Here is an 18,390-nt window from a genome sequence, read left to right as displayed (position 1 = left end):
ATTTTTTATAAAAAATATAATTGTGTTAATAATTCCTTAAGTTGTTTATGCTAATTTATTAGTTATGGTGTGATAGAAGGAATTCAGATGAGTCAATACAGTACTTCTAAAATGTTAGGGAAACTGGCTGTTGGACAAAACAATATCCGTACTGAGGACGTCTCGCAGGAAACAGAGGAGGTTGAAAAAGAATTGGCTGCGCCTCAATTAGTGCCCTCTGCAAAAAAACCATCTGAGGAATTAGAAATGAAAAATGTCCTGAGCAATATCTTAGGGCCCTCATTTTCCAAAGGATATTCCCCAATGGATAAAAATAATTAATTAAACTGTCATTCGTATAAAAATTGTCATCCGTAATCTTAGCCCCTCTCCTTGTAGAGGGGCCTATTTTGAATGTTAAGCCTGTAATTTATAGTATTCTTTATATATACGAATTGTGGTAAAAATATTATAAATTTTACGAACAACCAAGGTGCTAAAGCCTCTATTTAGGTATATACTTTTTAAAAGAGGCTATTATTTTGAGGCTTGAATATGGCAGGATTTGCTGAAACTGCACATTGGAGAGATTCCGCTCGAAGTGCTCGATTTTTTATAGTTGATGCTCGAGCTGCATTCCCTATTTTTTTATTTTTAATGCACATTAGGATCTGGACAGGGATTTTGGTTTTAATCTCTGCAGTGTTTTTTGGCATTATTGAGCATTACGGTTTTACAGTCCCTGTTTTTTTAAGGTGGATAAGAAGCGTTTTAGCTGGATCGCTTAAATCTTCTAAACCGTGGTGGCGATAAGATGGAACGAGATATTAGTAAATGCATGTCAGTTATTGCGGCAAGTTTAAATGCAAAATTTTATCTTAATGATCGATTTGTGAGTTACGATGAAGTTTTTGTAGATACCGGGTTGTTACCCGCTATTGCCAAACGAGCGGATCAATTGTGCTCTCTGTGTCTTGGGTATGGATTAGGAGCAACATTTGACGAGGCAGAAGGTGCTTTGTTAGGACTCAGAGTGATTTTTGATGAAGTAACACCTAATGTACTACGTTTGTTATGTATGACTGATGTGTTAAACGAATTGATTCAAGGTGGACCGAGTCGTGATTATACCCCTTTAGATGAGTTGATGTACGACTAGTTGCCTTTTGTGAAATGAATTGTAAAGAAATCGAAAGCACTGATGATTTTGCATACATTTACGATATTTTTTGATACACTAAATCTATTAAAGATTTATATGTTTTAGGGGTGATGCGATGGGAGTTATGAAAGGTTTTTTTGCTCACGGAGAACATGGACAAAGCGACGAGCCAGCTGCTACAGATGCTGTTAAGGAAATTACTAAATTAAAAGATACTGTTCTAAAAATGAGAGCAGTGGCTTTAGCAACGGGTAAAGATGGCTTGGATTTTCTTGACGAGGCAATAAATAAACTAGATGATGTAAACAATGTAGTAACTAAAGGCCCTGAAGCGTTGCAATCTCTGCAAGCCAAAGAAGCTAAGCAAACAACACCACTATTCCATGAAACTAAGCAACAACTTCAAGAAACTAAGCAACAAGATGTAGCCCAAGAAGAAGTCGAAAATGAAAGTGGGTCTCGCTTAGGAATGAGTTAATAGTAACTCCAAGTAAATTTAAATCTTTTTTTGTACTATTCACAAAGAGCTTACACGTCTCTTTGTGAATTTTATCTTTTTTATATAATCGAAATTACTGTTATACTCCTTAATATTGCATTGATTTATGCAGAGTGTTTCATTGTTAAAAGGTTACATTTGATGTTATGAAAAAAGAAACGTTCACCGAAGAGCATAATGACGCGATTCTTAAAGCATTGGATTATGCGATTCAAAATGGACCTTGGGATAAGTCAAATTTTCTGCGGTCAATTGGTAATCGCTTAGTTGGAATACGCGAGAATTTTGCCAAAAAAATTAATGCGCGCAGCCAAGCGCAAATTCGCTCTGATGCTCATTTAGCAAATCGTCTTGCTTTACGAAGTGGTCAGCAGGAAGTTTTTGTTTCTTTATATTCTTCGGATGGATCCAATCTACAGTCTTGGGAACGGATAATCACCAATTTGCCGCGGCAAATGATTTCTCGTCCAATCTACACTAATGAAGAGCAGGTAACAGCTGTAATTAAGTCAAAAGAGAATAAACAGAATGAGGCTTATGTAGCGATTTACATTAATAAAACAGATATTATTCCTCTCTCTCCTGATAAAATTTTATATGATAGATTAGGTAACCCCTTATTAACGTTAAAAGATAGATCTTTAGACGTAGAAAATATTACCCGTTTTGTTCATATAAGTGGTGTATATAAATATTCACGTGGTCGTTTGACTAAAGAACAGTGATCCTGTTTTAACGTTGTATAAAAGCATAGATATACTTGCGAATCTCTCGCAAAATTATCTTAGGGCAGTATATACTTAAAGCAAACAAATTATTTTTGAAGTAATCATTAATGGCACAACAACCGCAACAACAAGGTCAAGATAGTGGCATGGGTCCAATATGGGTCATGGTGCTGTTGTTTATTACTGGGTTTCTTATATGGAAAATGGGACATCAGTATATTGTGATGGTTGTTTTCCAAATTAATATTTTGCAAGCAAAATTGGTTAATCTTTTTGTTCATAGTGAGCAACTAGCAAGTTTGATTCAAATCATGCAAACAATAGATCCCAATGCAGTAAATTGGGAACAGCTGCTAGATACAACACGTGCTGTTGGTGACTTCATGCGTTACCCCGTGGTTCTTGTTCTTCTTGTCCTGGCAGTTCTTTTGTATCAGTCAAATATTACTCTAAAGTTTCGCAAAATTTATGATATGAAGAAATTACGTGAGCAAGAGCAATTTAACTGGCCTGCAATTATGCCTATAGTTAAAGAAAATTTGGTAGACCAAGATATAAATCAAGGTCCTTGGGCTATGGCTCTAACTCCAATGGAGTTTGCGCGTAAATACAATTTATTAAAAAAGGAAGATGTATTATTAGACAATCCTGTACCGGGGCAGGAGATGACAGCAGGGATTCGAAGAGGAGATGCGAAACGAGTTTTTACCCTGCAATTAGGCCCTTACTGGGACGGTTTTGAGCATTGTTCACCACAGGCTTACGCGTTGGCTGCTGTTTTCCTTGCTCGTATTAATCGGGATAGAGACGCCGCAAATAATATTTTAGCTACGTTAGATAAATCTTATGTGACAGGAAAGCTTGACTATTCAGTTGCTAGACCAACCATAGAAAAATATAAAAACACGGAAATTATACAGGAAGTTGTTTCAAAACACGCCTATACTTTAAGTGTAATGGCTTCATTACTGGAAAAAGCCCGGGATGATGGTGTTGTTCCGAGCGCTGAATTTTTATGGTTAAGGCCTGTTGATAGACGTTTATGGTATATGCTCAATTGTGTTGGGAGACAAACACCTTTTTCAGAAGTTGCGGGCGCATATGCTCACTGGAAAGCAGAAAAAGAAATGGGACGGCGTTCTTTGGTGCCAATGATAGATGAGGCGATTAAAGCTTTGGAGATTGCCATAAAAGAAGTTAAGTTAACACCCCGACAAATGCAGGAGTTAGAGCCATGATGCGAGGTATTGAATCACGTCATGAGTTAGATCCCACACTCTTACTTAGGGATACGCGAACTTTGACGCAGAGATTAGCTGATTTCTTCGCTGATCCAACTAATATTTCGATTATACTGTTTACTTTAGCAGCAATGTCTTATTATTTCTCCGAGGCTGCAACATTCTTAATGCTTGTAGGTGCTGGAAGTTTTCTTTACAGTTATACTCGGAAACAAAAACTCCCTTTCCGTCTTCCTCTAATTTCTAGAGTAAAAGATTACAACGATATGAAGCCAGGTGTTAACAAGCCTAATATGGCTCGTGGCATCGCTTTTTTCGGTAATGATCGAAAAACAGGGCATGAATTATGGTTTGCTAATGATGATATGCGTACCCATGCATTAATTTTCGGCTCAACCGGTAGTGGTAAAACAGAATGTTTGGTTTCGCTTGCTTTCAATGCTTTGGTCCAAGGCAGTGGTTTTATTTATGTAGACGGTAAAGGTGATAACTCACTCTATGCTAAAGTTTTTTCCATGGTCAGAAGCATGGGGCGTGAAGACGATTTGCTTCTAATTAACTTTATGACTGGTGCACGCGACATTATTGGTCCTCAAGAAAGAAGACTGTCCAATACCTTTAATCCGTTTTCTCAAGGTTCTTCCAGTATGTTAACCCAGCTTGTAGTGAGTTTGATGGGTGACTCAAAAGGAGGCGGAGATGGAGACATGTGGAAAGGTCGTGCGATCGCTTTCGTTGAGGCATTGATGCGTCTTCTAGTCTATATGCGTGATGAGGGGGCCATCCTTTTGGATGCTGATACCATCCGTAACTATTTTGATTTAACCCGGTTAGAAACCATCGTTGTTGATAAAATCTTCCCACGTGATAATCAAGAAAGTGTGAATATTGAACAAATTCCAAAACTGGTTACAGACCCTTTACGTAACTACTTAGGTACCTTGCCAGGTTACAATAAAGAGAAAAAAGGAAAGCAAGTATCACAGGTTTTGGAACAACACGGTTTTATTACCATGCAGCTGGTCAGAGCGTTTTCATCCTTGGCTGATACATATGGACATATTGTTCGTACGAACTTGGCGGAGGTAGATTTTAAAGACGTGGTATTGAACCGAAGGATTCTCGTTGTGTTATTGCCTGCTTTAGAAAAATCTCCCGATGAGTTGTCTAACCTTGGTAAGATTATTGTTTCTTCATTAAAAGCAATGATGGCTGCAGGTTTAGGAGAGGACGTTGAAGGGGATTATCGAGATGTGATCTTGAGAAAGCCAACGAATGCACCTACACCTTATATGTGCATTTTGGATGAGTATGGATATTATGCCGTTCAGGGATTTGCAGTGGTTCCTGCGCAAGCGCGTTCTCTTGGATTCTCTGCAATTTTTGCAGGGCAAGATTTACCTGCATTCCAAAAAGCCTCTAAAGAAGAAGCGGCATCCATTGGTGCAAATACGAACATTAAAATTTGTATGAAATTAGAAGATCCTACCGAAACATGGGATTTCTTCACTAAAACAGCAGGTGAAGCCTATGTAACTAAAGTGGATTCATTCCAGGCTAAAGATACCAGCATTGCGAATACCTATATGGACAGTAAAAGTTCTTCTTTTGAAAAGAGAGCTCGTGTTGACCTTTTGGATTTAAAAGAACAAACAGAAGGTGAGGCACATATATTCTTCAAGTCAAAAATTGTTCGTGCCCGCATGTTTTATGCGAACCCGAAACCTGTTAAGAAGTTGAAATTAAACCAGTTTTTAAAAGTCGAAGCGCCACCAGACGATTATTTAATGAAGTTACAAAAGCAATTGACTTCATTTCAGGCCATATTGGAAAGCGGCGATTTATCAATTAACAAAACTGCAGAAAGTGAAGAAATTACGCTTATTTCTAAGTTGTTACGTGAGTCTCCCATAGAGGAGCCGATAGAGCGAGGTGTCTCCGCCTTAATTGCATTCCATGGTCATAATGAACCTGAACCTGTCGAAGATCTGATTGAGGAAGAAGTCGAAGGTGCGTTAACAATATTTAGTCCTCTACGAGAAAATGAAGGTGCGCCTCCAGTGTTGGTTAGTGATAAAGCTGCATTCTCAGAGTCCTTATTACCCATTAATGAAACACGTAACCAGATGATGAACATTGAACGTCTAGCTGGAGCTAAAGATAAATATGCAGGCACAGTAGCGAATGAATTGATTAAAGATTTTCAATTGGCTACCAGTTATCCGCCTGAGGAGAGAGATTTCATCGCTCCCGATGAGTTAACCGACCTGGTTAAATCCTTGTCAGAAAAAATCGCAACAGAACGTGAAAAAGCGAGTAAAAAAGGCGAAGAAGAGTAAACTACACCATCAATTGTTTGATTTACTCTGCTTCATCAATCCTAGGTCCTTCTCAAGCCATGTTGATTCCTGGCTAAAAGCGTTTCAGACGCCTTAACACAAACTTTATTCCTTAAGCATTCAGGGCCCTGAGGCTATTTTATGTTGAGAAAAAATAATTCTAGCCGCTTTGTCTTTATACAAAAAAATGTAAAGCAATAAATAAATTTTCAAAAAAATAGCTATTTTATTGAATTCATTGTAACGTAATGATTTGTATCCTTTTCTTAAAGATGGAACACAACAGAACTACAGTCAGAATCATTTTGAAATGGTCATTTTGAAATATGAGGATAGTGAGTGAGATCAGTACGTATTAATCTAATTCAGGCTGTTGGATTGGTTGTCTTATTGACGTTGACCGCCTGTAAAGGTGACTATTGGGCTCTTGATAGAGAGGAGCCTAAATATCCTTGTAAGGTCCTTGGTGCCTGTGATGCCACCATCATGAAGCTCGCTAAAAAATTAAATAAAAAAGGGGTAAAAGTAATTACTATTGGCCAGGATTATATGATAAGTATCCCAGCGAATTATCTGTTTGAACCAGAAACCCCGCGTTTAAAATGGAAGTCTTATCCATTACTCAATGAAATTGCTGTATTCCTGAAACAGTTTCGAAAAATTGCAATTAATATAGCGAGCTACAGCAACAAGTATGTATCACCACAAAGAGAACATGCGTTGACTTTAGCCAGATCGCGAGTTGTTAGCGAATACCTTTGGTCTCAGGGAGTAGATAGTCGTTTTATCTTTACACAAGGATTAGGTAGTGATAAACCTATTATTGGGTTTACTAAAGGCGGTGATAATTCAATAAATGCAAGGGTAGAGATTACGTTTAGACGAGCTGTAGCATAGGGGAAATAATGAGTCGCGATTCTTGGGAATTGATAAAAAATAGTAAAAATTTCTATGTTATCTCCTATAGACGTGGATTAATCACTTTAATTATATCTTCAATAGTAAATTGCATTTTTGGAGTTTTAATCGTTTATATTCATTTAACACAGCCTGAACGGGATTATTATGCAACGAGTGGAATAGCACCACCTATTCAGTTGCAACCTATTTTGGCTCCGAATTTTACACCAAATGCGTTACTTCCTCCTGATCCACCAGCGGAGAGTGAGGATAAATTGATACCACAATAAGCAATAAATAGAGGATATTATGGCTGAAGATGCCTTGACAGTTGTCGCACTAAGAAACAAATTTTATAAAGACAGCCAGCGTAAAGTAATGCTTGCATTGTTAATTGCTCTTATTGTCAATATAGTTCTAGCTTCGTTATTGGTATACATGATTACCCATCCTCCAGCACCCAAGTATTTTGCGACGAGTATTAACGGTCGTATTACACCACTTTTTCCCTTAAATGAACCTAACCAATCCGATTCTGCAGTATTGCAATGGGCAAACCAAGCAGCTATTGCAGCATTTACGTATAATTTTGTGAATTATAGAGACGAATTACAGGCTTCATCTGGGTTTTTTACACCTGAAGGTTGGGATCAATTTTTAAGTGCTTTACAACAATCAAATAACTTGGATGCAGTCAAAGCTAAAAAACTGATTGTTTCGGCAGTAGCAACACGAGCACCCATTATCTTACAAAAAGGTGTATTAAACGGCAGTTTTTCATGGCGAGTACAAATGCCTATATTGGTAACGTACCAAAGCGCCAGTGAATTTACGCAACAAAATAATGTTGTTACTATGCTAATTACACGTGTTTCTACTTTAAATTCGCCTAGAGGAATAGGTATATCGCAATTTGTTGTGGGACCTGCCGCAGGTGGAGTGTCTTAATGAAAAAGCTGAACTGGTTTTTAAGGTTTTGTCTGATCTCCGGAATAGCTTATGGGGTTCCTGGTTCTTCTTATGCGCAGGACCAATCCGATAGTGCGCAACAGGCATTACAGCAGTTACGTTTGTTGCAACAACGTTTATCACAAAATCAGCCAGCAGCGCAAAATCAGCTCGCAGGCCAAAATCCAACAGCAGGGCAAAATCAAGCTCTTGGACAAAATCAAGCAGCCCAAAATCCAGAAGCAAATATTCCTATTCCTCTAGCAAATAATATTTATAAGCCTCCGCCACCAAATCCTGCAGCTAATTCTAATCCTAACCCTAATCCTAATGCGCCGGAGATAGTGACTCGAAATGATGAAGAGATTATTGATAACAAAGCATATAAGGATATGACACGAAGTCTCTATCCATTGAATACAGAGCAAATTGTTCATTTAAAACAATTAAATGAAACTATGGAATATGCAAAGTCTTCACCTGTAGGTACTCCACCAAAACCTACTGCAACTTCTCAATTCGTGAATTTATCACCAGGCTCCACTCCGCCCGTTATTCGTTTGGCGCAAGGATTTGTCTCTTCATTAGTTTTTCTTGATTCATCCGGCGCTCCATGGCCAATTGCTGCTTATGATTTGGGAGATCCAAACTCATTTAATATTCAATGGGATAAAACAAGCAATACGATAATGATTCAAGCACTGAAATTATACAATTATGGAAATTTGGCGGTGCGTTTGAGAGGTTTAAATACCCCCGTAATGCTCACCCTTATACCGGGACAAAAAGCTGTTGATTATCGCGTTGATTTGCGTGTTCAAGGTTATGGGCCAAATGCTAAAAGCATGCCGCTAGAAACAGGAATTCCGCCTTCAGCAAGTGAATTGCTTCTTCATGTTTTAGATGGTGTACCACCTCCCGGAAGTAAACGATTAAGTATTACTGGAGGTGATGCGCGGGCTTGGTTAGCTAACGACAGAATGTATGTTAGAACGAATCTTACTATATTGTCGCCGGGCTGGTTAGCAAGTATGACCAGTGCAGATGGGACGCATGCTTATGAAATGCAAAAATCCCCGGTGTTATTAGTCTCCTGGCATGGGAAAGTCATGCAGCTCAAGGTAGAAGGGTTATAAATGGCTGGCAGAAAAGAAAATATAAAATCGCTTTTTTCAAACACGCGTACGCGTGTGATCATCATTTTTACAGTGGCATTATTATTAATTGCTGTGGTGATAGGGTATATAAAATTAAGAGCTATAAATAGCGGTCCTTCAGCAGTTGCTACTGTTGGAAATACTCCAGGAGCCATCCAGTCTATCCCGGGTGTACTCAATCCAACAGCTCAATATGCAAAATTGCAGGAAGAACAAAATATTAACCAGGCGCAAAAAGCAGAGCAAAGTGGCGGTAGTGCGATTCCTACAATTATCCGCACCCAGGCTTTGGGTGAAGGCGTTGGCGTTATAGGATCTCAAGGAGGGCAAAGTGGTGTTGGGTTTGCGACATTAGCTCGTGAGAATGAAGAAGGGTCTCAAAAAAGTCTTTGGCTGCAGGCACTTCAAAACGGGGGGTGTTCAAAAACAGTTGTTAACCAGGTTATTAGTCAAGGAGCTCAATTATCCGATCTGAAAGAAGTGTGTAGTTGTGCCCAGTTAAAAGATAATGGTTATTCTTTAAAAGATTTGAATCAAGTTTGTCCGTGTAAAGAGTTAAAGGCTGCAGGCTATAATGCAAGGCAGCTTAAAGATGCAGGCTATAATGCTGAACGCTTAAGGGACTGCGGTTTTAATGCATGCGAATTACGTAACGCGGGCTTTACTGCACGAGAACTTAAAGATGCTGGTTTTTCTGATGATGAATTGAAAGGGGCAGGTTATTCTCCAGAGGAAATAGCCAATGCGAGTGGTTTACCGCCAGGGATAACTGCTGCGGACGTATTAAAAGCAGGTTGTAGTGTTGATGCTTTGACTAAATTACGTAAAGCTGGAGTTACTGCTTCTGCCATTCGACGCATCAGTGGATGTAGTGCAGCACAATTAAAAGCGGCTGGCTTTACTGCTAAAGAGTTGCGCGATGCAGGATTTAGTGCGGCCGATCTTAAACGAGCTGGTTTTACTCCAGAAGAATTGAAAGCAGCCGGATATAGTGCGAGGGATTTATTAAATGCAGGGTTTACCCCTGATGATCTTGCTAAGGCGGGTTATTCTGCGGCCGATATAAAGGCTGCTGAAGGTGAATTGCCCCCCGGCATTACTCCTAATGATGTTAAAAAAGCAGGTTGTGATGTTGATGCATTAAAAAGGGAAAGAGCTGCGGGGGTTAGCGCCGCCCTTATTAGACAGTATGCTGGATGTAGTGCCCAAGCATTAAAAGCGGCTGGTTTTACTGATGCAGATTTAGCAAATGCTGGTTTTACCCCGCAACAAATCAGTGCAGCAACTCCATTGACGGATGAGCAAATCAAAGCTGCTGGTTGTAACCCAGATAATCTGAAAAAACTCTTCGCAGCCGGTGTTTCTGCCAAACGCATTAAAGAATTAAATGGCTGTAGTGCGGAAGCTTTAAAAAATGCGGGATATGATGCTAAATCATTACTTGATGCGGGATATACACCGGCGCAACTTCTTGCGGCGGGATTTACTCCTAAGGACTTGCAAAATGCAGGATTGAGTCCTGCAGATATTCTTGCAGCCGGTCGGGTTGCAGATTGCAGTGTGGAATCATTGAAAAAAGCAAGAGCTGCAGGGATCAGTGCCCTCACTATTAAGAAAACACTTGGATGCTCTGCCAAAGCACTAAAAGATGCGGGTTATACTGCAAAAGAGCTTAAGGATGCTGGTTTTACAGCAGCTGAACTAAAAAATGCAGGCTTTAGTGCTAAAGATTTAAAAGATGCTGGTTTTAGCGCTAAAGAATTAAAGGATGCAGGTTTTAGTGCTAAAGAATTAAAGGATGCAGGCTTTAGTGCTAAAGACTTAAAAGATGCAGGCTTCAGTGCTAAGGATTTGAAGGATGCCGGATTTACAGCCGCACAGTTAAAAGCAGCTGGCTTTAATGCGAAAGAATTAAAAGATGCAGGATTTAGTGCTGCGGATTTAAAAAATGCTGGTTTTAGTGCAAAAGAATTAAAAGATGCAGGATTTTCTGCTGGAGATCTTTTAGGTGCTGGCTTCACACCCGATCAACTTGCTAAAGCGGGTTATTCAGCTGGAGAAATAAATGCAGCAGGGGCTACATTACCACCGGGGGTTACGCCAGATAGTATCAAAAACGCAGGTTGTAGTGTTGAGGCGTTAAAGAGGGAACGAGCAGCAGGAGTCAGTGCTGCATCAATAAAACAATATGCCGGATGTACTGCCGCACAATTAAGAGCCGCTGGTTTTACTGCCCAAGAGCTAAAAGATGCAGGTTTTAGCGCCAAAGATTTGAAGGATGCAGGATTCTCCGCTGCCGAATTAAGAGCAGCGGGTTTTAGCGCTAAGGATCTGAAAGATGCAGGATTTTCCGCAGCTGAGCTGCGAGCAGCAGGATTTAGTGCGAAAGACCTAAAGGATGCAGGGTTCACAGCAGCAGAATTAAAAGCAGCCGGTTATGGCGCTAAAGATTTGGCGAATGCAGGGTTTACCTCTGATGACCTAAAGAATGCTGGCTACAGTGCTTCTGAGTTAGTGAATGCTTTTCAAGTGGCTGGCTTGGGTGCTCCCGATGTTGGGCAAGGTACATTTAATATTGGCGGTGTCCCAACAGTAGGTCAAGGCGGAGCAGAGGGAGTTATAACCCCAGGGTCTGCCGCGAGTAATCAACAATTGCAAGATATTATTAACAGACAAAATCAGCAATTGGCTGAGCAAAAATATCAACAAAAAATTCAACAAAAAAGTTCTGACATGTTAACGGCGGCGAATCAATTAATCGCAGAATGGAAAAACGTGCCTACACAGACTTATACTTCAGGTAATGAAGAAAAAGGCGCTGCTGCTGCCGCTGCAGGAATGGGGCCTGGTCCTGGGGGAGCAGCCGTTACTCAGACCACCACCACTTCAACTACTCAAGTAAATATGATTAAAACGGGCGATGTACTGTTCGCTGTAATCGATACTTCCGTAAACAGTGATGAGCCAGGGCCTATTCTAGCAACTATTGTTTCCGGAAGACTCAAAGGATCCAAACTAATTGGTAGCTTTAATTTACCATCCAATGCCGACAAAATGGTTATTACATTTAACACAATGTCAATTCCTGGTGCACCAAAAACGATTTCGGTCTCAGCTTATGCAATTGATCCAAATACAGCAAGAACGGCTCTTTCAAGTAAAACAAACCATCACTTTTTATTAAGATATGGTTCATTGTTTGCTTCATCATTTTTAGAGGGCTTTGGTAATGCGTTTCAGTCTGCTAATACTACGGTCACCATAGGCGGTACAGGTGGTGGTAATAACGTAACCATTGCAAACGGTGTAGGTCGTTCTACTTTGGAAAATGCGGTGATTGGTTTAGCTACCGTTGGTAAAACTTGGGGGCAACAAGCTCAAGTATTATTTAATACACCTACAACTGTTGAGGTCTTTGCAGGAACTCCTGTTGGGGTCTTATTTACTCAGGATATACAATCTATTTAATTTGATGGTAGGTAAAAATGGCAGATAATGATCAAAACGATGAATATAAATTCGAAGAATTAGATTCTCTTGAGAACGAATCATTAGATACTTCAGAGTTTGATACCAAAAGCTCTGCTCCTGCACGATCAGGAGGAATGGAGCCCCCAAAGAATATTAAGCGAAATGCTTTAATTGCGGTAGGTGTTATTGTTTTTGCTATGTTGATGTATAAATTCATCGGTGGGATGTTCTCTAAAAGTACCACCCCTCCTAAGGAAAGTATAACTCCTGCTCCTGTAGCAGAAGTGACACCCACTCCTCCTCCTCCGGTGACAGAGATTCCTCAGGAACCTGTTCAATCACAACCGGTAGTTCAAGAGCAACCTCCCCAGCTTTCGGCGGTTCAAGAAAGCAATGCAGCGCTTCAGCAAAAAGTAGCATCTATTGAGGCCAGTCAACAAACGGTTCAATCCGAGGTTAGCTCAATGAACCAGCAAGTGGGGAATGTCAATAATAATGTAAATGCATTGAATGCTCAGATTACGAAACTAAATCAGATGATTAGTGATTTAAATAATCAGGTAGCCAAACAATCAGAAGTAATTAATGTATTAATAGAACGAACAAAACCTAAGCCTGTAAAGCGAGTAGTACATATTAAACCAGTAGCACCGCAAATAATTTATTATATAAATGCAGTAATTCCTGGTCGGGCTTGGCTAATTGGCACAAATGGTTCTACACTTACAGTAAGAGAAGGGACAAAAATCGCAGGATATGGGACTGTTAAGCTTATTGACTCCATGCAGGGTCGGGTTTTAACGAGTTCAGGGCGAGTAATTAGATTTAGTCAAGAAGATAGTTGAGGTGTTGTATGGCTGATACATGTACGGGCGGAAGTGTAGCTTGCTGGATATCAGGTCAAGTTAATATATTAACTAATATTGCAAATTCGCTAGTTCCTGTAGAGCGTCTTATTACAGGGGGGGCATATCTGATCGGTTGTGCTTTTTTGTTCAAAGCAGTCTATAGTTTAAAGACATATGGTGAAGCTCGTACGATGATGTCAAGTAATACGAGTATGAAAGAACCGATTGTATATTTATTTGTTGGCGCGTTATTTATTTATTTTCCATCGGCTTTTTCGACATTAATGGTGAGTACTTTTGGTTATCAAAATGTTCTCCAGTATGCTCCAACAGGAGGTAATAATACGACACTTGACACCTTATTCGGTAGCGGGAGTGTTGTAGGAAGACCCTTGACAATTATTATTCAGGTCATCGGTTTAGTTGCCTTCGTAAGAGGATGGGTGTTGATTGCACGCTCTGCTTCGCAAGGACAACCACCGGGAGGAACAGGAAAAGGTTTAGTTCACGTGTTTGGAGGGATATTAGCGATTAACATTGTAGGTACAATTGAGATGATTAATAATACTTTATATGGGACATCGTGACAGGCAGGACACGATATTAATTTGATTTAATTGTTAGTAATTTAAAATTGGGGAGAAAAAGGTGAAGAGTAAAGTCATTAGTAAATCTAGTTACAAATATTGGTTAGGCAGTTTTATTTGTTTAAGCTTATTGGCTTTGGTAAGTCCAGAGGCTTCTGCAGGCGGAATGTCTGTAGGGAAGATGGCATCAACGATTACCGGGTCATTTGAAAACTTGACGAAATTAATCACTGCAGGTTCTTATCTGGCTGGATTGGGATTCTCAATCGGTGCTATTATGAAATTTAAACAACACAAAGATAACCCCACCCAGATTCCAATAGGTACACCAATTGCTTTGGTATTTATCGCTGCGGCCTTATTATTCCTTCCTTCTATTCTAGGGGTAACCGGAGTAACAATGTTTGGCGGTAGTGGTGGTCAAACTGCAGGCCCAACTGGAACAATTTATACAAGCGGCAGCTAGTAGCATAGAAGTTGCTTTTATAATGGTAAGATTCATTTCTGATCCTCTTCCCGCAAGGGAAGAGGATCTTTTAATGAGTGTTGAACGAATAATTGCCAAAAAAAGTTAATTGTAATAAATGTGAGCCTAGAATATGGCAGTTAATCAAGAACAAAATAAATTAAAATTAATGGCTACGCCGGGTTCATGGCGTTTGTATTCTGCCAGAAAGGTGGACGAACGATTTAAGTCGTTCGAGCAAAAAGTATTTCAAAGAGATAGATATACGTGTAGGTTTTGTGGATTTCAAGCACGTTTATTTCAAGAAGTGGTAAACATTGATAATAATTATGCGAACAACAAATTAGATAACTTGGTGACCTCTTGTTGTTTTTGTGCCCAGTGCTTTTTTGTTGAATCTGTTGGCGTGGGTGGATATGGTGGCGGCACACTAATTTATGTTCCTGAGCTAACCCAAGCTGAGTTGAATAGCATATGTCATGTACTATTTTGTGCGATCACCAATGATACGGGATATAAGTCCAGTGCACAAAATATTTACCGAGCTTTCAAATTTCGTTCTCAACTCGTGGAAGAAAAATTTGGTGAAGGAACGAGCGACCCTGCAATTTTCGGTCAGTTAATGATTGATGCAGGTGTCAATGACGAAGAGAGAAGGGCTCAATTATTTAAAGATATACTTCTATTGCCTTCAAGGGCCAAATTTCGCAAACAAATTGAAAAATGGGCCGCTAGTGCATTAGAAGAAATTTCAAGTTAATGTGAGGAACGGAATGGCGCATTGGTCAGAATCTCTTTTTGAAGGAATAGATACCTTCTTTGCCTGGCTAAGTACATCGCTCAAGCAAACAACAGAATCATATATTGATTTAGAAACAGCTGATAGTCCAACGGTGTTGGTGAATCACGATGGCTCCTTAGTATCAATTTTGAAGGTTGAAGGCGTATCAGCCCTTGTAGGAAATGCTGAATTTGAAAATTTAGTTGCAGGTCTAACCAACTCATTTCAAGCGGCTATGGGGCGTCCAGGACATGCCCTGCAGGTTTATTTCAGTCATGATAAACAAAACATAAGGAAGTTGATTCAAGATACGTACCAACCGGCTACAGCCACGGCAAAACGTCTGGAGCTGAATTTAGAAGACTTGTTTGAAGAACGAGTTAATTACATGGCATCGTATTGCGCAGAAGAACGCGTTTATTTTGTGCTGTTTACACGACCCTTCAATTTAACATCGGAGCAATTAAAGGTTGCTAACAAAACTAAAATGAAGATGATCAAGGATATGAAGGCGCCACCGTTTAAAAACAGCCAGACTATCTATGCTGCAATCCCAGAATTACGTGATACCCATGATGCCTATGTCCGTTCCGTGATGAATGATCTGGATGCCCATCATGTGTTTGCTAAATTACTAGAAGTTCACGATGCGATACATGCAATTCGCATGACTGCAGATCCTGACTATACAGCGGATGATTGGCGACCCAGTTTGCCTGGAGATAGGGTAACAGTTAGAGAAATTAATAGTTTTGAAGGAGATGCCTCTGATTTATTATGGCCATCATTAGCAAAACAAGTATTTCCTCGTGATGCAGAAGCCTTGGATTTGCGCACAGTGAGGGTTGGTGATAAGATTTATTCCTCAACCTATATTGATTTATTCCCTAAAGATCTAAGACCATTTATTCAGTTATTTACCCGCATTCTACCTTCACATGTTCCTTGGCGAATCTCTTTTTTAATTGAGAGTGAGGGACTTGCTACGATTAAGCTTAAAGGAATGTTGGCTGCGATTCTTACTTTTAGTTCGGCACAAAATCGTTTGATCAGTGATTCAGTGAATTTATTAAAATATATACAGCTTAATACGGATGAATCAATAGTGCGCTTGCGAGTTGTTGCAACAACTTGGGCACCTGAAGACAGAATGCCATTATTGCGTCAACGTAGTTCTGAATTAGTAAAAGCAATTGAAGGATGGGGTTCAACTGATGTTTCTGAAATTTGTGGTGATCCTTTTGGTGGTTTTGTTTCCACTATGTTAGGGGCTACGCTCAATAGCACCGCTGTACCTACAGTTGCGCCACTAAGTTCGGTAGTATCCATATTACCTATTACTCGTCCTGCCTCACCCTGGACAAAAGGTGCATTGCTTTTTAGAACACCTGATGGCAAGCCTTGGCCCTTTCAACCAGGGTCTACAGAACAAACTACTTGGATTGATTTGGTGTATGCACGTCCCGGTTCTGGTAAATCAGTTTTATCCAACGCGGTTAATCTAGCATTATGTTTGTCTGGTGGATTGTTACGTTTACCACGCATTGCGATTATTGATATTGGACCTTCAAGTAGTGGACTCATCTCTCTGCTAAAAGAAGCGCTTCCCGCATCAAAACGTCATTTGGTTGCTTATCATCGTTTAAGGATGACTCCTGAGTATTCTATTAATCCTTTTGATACACAATTAGGATGTCGCTATCCTACTGCACTTGAGCGTGCTTTTTTAGTTAACTTTATTACGCTACTCACTACGCCTCTTGGTGCAGAAAGACCCTACGATGGTATGCCAGATCTTGCAGGTATGGTTGTAGATGAATTATATAAAAGTTTGGCTGATGAATATAATCCCGCACCTTATTCACCTGGGGTTGAGGAATTTATCGACAGTATTTTAGAAGAAATTGGTTTTATTCGTGATTCAAAATCAACGTGGTGGGAAGTAACAGACTCGCTTTATTCAGCAGGATTTGTTCATGAAGCGATGTTGGCTCAACGCTATGCGATGCCTTTATTGGCTGATGCTGCATCAATTTGTCGTACGCCCTCTATTGAAGATTTGTATGAAAGAATAACGGCGCCGACTGGCGAATCCTTAATTAATGCGTTTTCACGAATGATCTCCGCTGCAGTGCGGGAATATCCTATTTTATCACGTGTGAGTGCCTTTGATATTGGTGATGCGCGCGTGGTATCGCTTGATCTTGATGAGGTTGCAAAAAGTGGTGGGGATGCCGCAGACAGACAGACGGCGGTTATGTATATGCTGGCCCGGTATGTCTTGGCAAGACATTATTATTTAACTGAAGAAAGCCTAAATAATATACCCGAACAATACAAGGAATATCATAAAGAAAGGGTGCAAGAAATTCGCGAAGATCACAAACGTATTGTTTATGACGAGTTCCATCGTACTTCAAAATCTGCAGCAGTGCGTGAACAAGTCATTATCGATATGCGTGAGGGACGTAAGTGGAAGGTACAAATCGCCTTGTTATCCCAATCAGTTGATGACTTTGATCCAGTAATGATCGATTTCGCTACTGCAATTTACATCATGGATGCAGGACCTTCACAAGCGATCGAAAAAACAACTGCAATATTCGGACTCTCCGATACCGCAAAAACTGCTTTGCGCACCCGAGTACATGGTCCAAGACAAGGTGGGGGAACGTTTTTAGCCCAATATGCTACTAAAACGGGTGTGAATGTTCAGTTGCTTACCCTGACCTTAGGACCTGTGGAACTGTGGGCGTTTAGTACTACAGCAGAAGATGCTACAGTGAGAAACCACTTATATCGTCATCTTGGACCAGCAGAAGCAAGGCGTGTTTTGGCTGCATTATTTCCTAATGGTTCCGTTGCCAAAGAACTAGAAACCCGATTAAATAGTATGAAAGAAAAAATGGGTTTAATTGAAGATGAACTGAAAGAAAGTATTGTAGAACAATTAATCAACGAAATTTTGGATGCATATTCAAAAAATCCTGATGTTAAGAGTTTACCTGCAAAATTAACCTGAGTTCGACATAAAACGAATAAAATAATTTTATCCTTTTAAGTCATAAACTTTATCCCGTATTTAATGTAATACGGGAGCCCTTCCCAATAAATAAGTTCGAGTTAAAAAATAATCCTATTTTTAAATCGAATTCAGCTTAGTGTAATTTAATATTCTCTTAAGAGAACTCCCCTATAATCAACCTCGTTCTGAATTATGAATGGATTGGCAGCGTTCAATGCATTCAGAAAAGAATAAAAATAATAAAAAAAGGGAAGCTTTA

General features: G+C 39.8%; 17 protein-coding genes. All 17 read left to right on the top strand.

The annotated features are described in order from the left end of the window. The first annotated feature begins 87 nt into the window (after window positions 1-87). Window positions 88-321, top strand: a complete 234-nt coding sequence (locus tag ACWTEW_RS36870) for a hypothetical protein (protein WP_454782958.1) — start codon at window positions 88-90, stop codon at window positions 319-321. A 213-nt stretch (window positions 322-534) separates the two neighbouring features. After that, window positions 535-792 carry an IcmT/TraK family protein gene (gene icmT / locus ACWTEW_RS36865; RefSeq protein WP_454782957.1) on the top strand — a complete coding sequence of 86 codons (258 nt, stop codon included), beginning with the start codon at window positions 535-537 and terminating at the stop codon, window positions 790-792. A 1-nt stretch (window position 793) separates the two neighbouring features. Continuing rightward, a complete protein-coding gene (locus tag ACWTEW_RS36860) occupies window positions 794-1,138 on the top strand; it encodes a type IV secretion IcmS family protein (RefSeq protein ID WP_182391556.1) in 345 nt (114 codons plus the stop codon). A 118-nt stretch (window positions 1,139-1,256) separates the two neighbouring features. Continuing rightward, window positions 1,257-1,619, top strand: coding sequence for a hypothetical protein (locus tag ACWTEW_RS36855; RefSeq protein ID WP_454782956.1), 363 nt, complete (start codon window positions 1,257-1,259; stop codon window positions 1,617-1,619). A 167-nt stretch (window positions 1,620-1,786) separates the two neighbouring features. Then, complete coding sequence (icmQ, locus tag ACWTEW_RS36850) at window positions 1,787-2,365, top strand: Dot/Icm secretion system protein IcmQ (RefSeq protein ID WP_454782955.1); 579 nt, start codon at window positions 1,787-1,789, stop codon at window positions 2,363-2,365. A gap of 110 nt (window positions 2,366-2,475) precedes the next feature. Further along, entirely contained in the window at window positions 2,476-3,606 is a 1,131-nt protein-coding gene (gene icmP / locus ACWTEW_RS36845; RefSeq protein WP_454782954.1) for a type IVB secretion system coupling complex protein DotM/IcmP, read from the top strand. Beyond that, the gene (locus ACWTEW_RS36840; RefSeq protein WP_454782953.1) at window positions 3,603-5,948 is read left to right on the top strand and encodes a TraM recognition domain-containing protein; all 2,346 of its coding nucleotides are present in this window, start codon (window positions 3,603-3,605) and stop codon (window positions 5,946-5,948) included. The genes icmP and ACWTEW_RS36840 overlap by 4 nt, the downstream gene beginning before the upstream one ends. A 339-nt stretch (window positions 5,949-6,287) precedes the next feature. Beyond that, on the top strand, window positions 6,288-6,845 hold the full coding sequence (gene icmN, locus ACWTEW_RS36835) for a type IVB secretion system protein IcmN/DotK (RefSeq protein WP_454782952.1): 558 nt from the start codon (window positions 6,288-6,290) through the stop codon (window positions 6,843-6,845). Between the two features lie 8 nt (window positions 6,846-6,853). Next, a complete protein-coding gene (icmM, locus tag ACWTEW_RS36830; RefSeq protein ID WP_454782951.1) occupies window positions 6,854-7,138 on the top strand; it encodes a type IVB secretion system protein IcmM/DotJ in 285 nt (94 codons plus the stop codon). 19 nt (window positions 7,139-7,157) lie between these two features. Next, window positions 7,158-7,796, top strand: a complete 639-nt coding sequence (locus ACWTEW_RS36825; protein ID WP_058466659.1) for a type IVB secretion system apparatus protein IcmL/DotI — start codon at window positions 7,158-7,160, stop codon at window positions 7,794-7,796. Continuing rightward, complete coding sequence (locus ACWTEW_RS36820) at window positions 7,796-8,932, top strand: DotH/IcmK family type IV secretion protein (protein WP_454782950.1); 1,137 nt, start codon at window positions 7,796-7,798, stop codon at window positions 8,930-8,932. Before ACWTEW_RS36825 ends, ACWTEW_RS36820 begins: the two co-directional genes overlap by 1 nt. Then, window positions 8,933-12,421, top strand: coding sequence for a type IVB secretion system protein DotG/IcmE (gene dotG, locus ACWTEW_RS36815; protein ID WP_454782949.1), 3,489 nt, complete (start codon window positions 8,933-8,935; stop codon window positions 12,419-12,421). A 17-nt stretch (window positions 12,422-12,438) separates the two neighbouring features. Continuing rightward, entirely contained in the window at window positions 12,439-13,269 is an 831-nt protein-coding gene (gene icmG / locus ACWTEW_RS36810) for a type IVB secretion system protein IcmG/DotF (protein WP_454782948.1), read from the top strand. A gap of 8 nt (window positions 13,270-13,277) precedes the next feature. After that, the gene (locus ACWTEW_RS36805) at window positions 13,278-13,859 is read left to right on the top strand and encodes a type IV secretion protein IcmC (RefSeq protein WP_454782947.1); all 582 of its coding nucleotides are present in this window, start codon (window positions 13,278-13,280) and stop codon (window positions 13,857-13,859) included. A 61-nt stretch (window positions 13,860-13,920) separates the two neighbouring features. Next, window positions 13,921-14,325 (top strand): type IV secretion protein IcmD, encoded by a 405-nt coding sequence (locus ACWTEW_RS36800; RefSeq protein WP_454782946.1) that lies wholly within the window; start codon window positions 13,921-13,923, stop codon window positions 14,323-14,325. A 133-nt stretch (window positions 14,326-14,458) separates the two neighbouring features. Next, window positions 14,459-15,085, top strand: a complete 627-nt coding sequence (gene icmJ / locus ACWTEW_RS36795) for a type IVB secretion system protein IcmJDotN (RefSeq protein WP_454782945.1) — start codon at window positions 14,459-14,461, stop codon at window positions 15,083-15,085. A 13-nt stretch (window positions 15,086-15,098) separates the two neighbouring features. Continuing rightward, window positions 15,099-18,128, top strand: coding sequence for a type IV secretion protein IcmB (locus ACWTEW_RS36790; RefSeq protein WP_454782944.1), 3,030 nt, complete (start codon window positions 15,099-15,101; stop codon window positions 18,126-18,128). Window positions 18,129-18,390: the final 262 nt, after the last annotated feature.

The organism is Legionella stuttgartensis (assembly GCF_977063405.2).
Note: the sequence above shows the minus strand (reverse complement) of the source record. Positions and strands in the feature narration are given on the sequence as shown.

Bases quoted from the DNA above. Each gene is read 5' to 3' on its own strand.
- ACWTEW_RS36840 (WP_454782953.1), top strand. From the start codon at position 3,603: ATGATGCGAGGTATTGAATCACGTCATGAGTTAGATCCCACACTCTTA.
- ACWTEW_RS36825 (WP_058466659.1), top strand. From the start codon at position 7,158: ATGGCTGAAGATGCCTTGACAGTTGTCGCACTAAGAAACAAATTTTAT.
- icmJ (WP_454782945.1), top strand. From the start codon at position 14,459: ATGGCAGTTAATCAAGAACAAAATAAATTAAAATTAATGGCTACGCCG.
- ACWTEW_RS36820 (WP_454782950.1), top strand. From the start codon at position 7,796: ATGAAAAAGCTGAACTGGTTTTTAAGGTTTTGTCTGATCTCCGGAATA.
- dotG (WP_454782949.1), top strand. From the start codon at position 8,933: ATGGCTGGCAGAAAAGAAAATATAAAATCGCTTTTTTCAAACACGCGT.
- ACWTEW_RS36855 (WP_454782956.1), top strand. From the start codon at position 1,257: ATGGGAGTTATGAAAGGTTTTTTTGCTCACGGAGAACATGGACAAAGC.
- ACWTEW_RS36790 (WP_454782944.1), top strand. From the start codon at position 15,099: ATGGCGCATTGGTCAGAATCTCTTTTTGAAGGAATAGATACCTTCTTT.
- icmG (WP_454782948.1), top strand. From the start codon at position 12,439: ATGGCAGATAATGATCAAAACGATGAATATAAATTCGAAGAATTAGAT.
- icmP (WP_454782954.1), top strand. From the start codon at position 2,476: ATGGCACAACAACCGCAACAACAAGGTCAAGATAGTGGCATGGGTCCA.
- icmT (WP_454782957.1), top strand. From the start codon at position 535: ATGGCAGGATTTGCTGAAACTGCACATTGGAGAGATTCCGCTCGAAGT.
- ACWTEW_RS36870 (WP_454782958.1), top strand. From the start codon at position 88: ATGAGTCAATACAGTACTTCTAAAATGTTAGGGAAACTGGCTGTTGGA.
- icmQ (WP_454782955.1), top strand. From the start codon at position 1,787: ATGAAAAAAGAAACGTTCACCGAAGAGCATAATGACGCGATTCTTAAA.
- icmM (WP_454782951.1), top strand. From the start codon at position 6,854: ATGAGTCGCGATTCTTGGGAATTGATAAAAAATAGTAAAAATTTCTAT.
- ACWTEW_RS36805 (WP_454782947.1), top strand. From the start codon at position 13,278: ATGGCTGATACATGTACGGGCGGAAGTGTAGCTTGCTGGATATCAGGT.
- ACWTEW_RS36860 (WP_182391556.1), top strand. From the start codon at position 794: ATGGAACGAGATATTAGTAAATGCATGTCAGTTATTGCGGCAAGTTTA.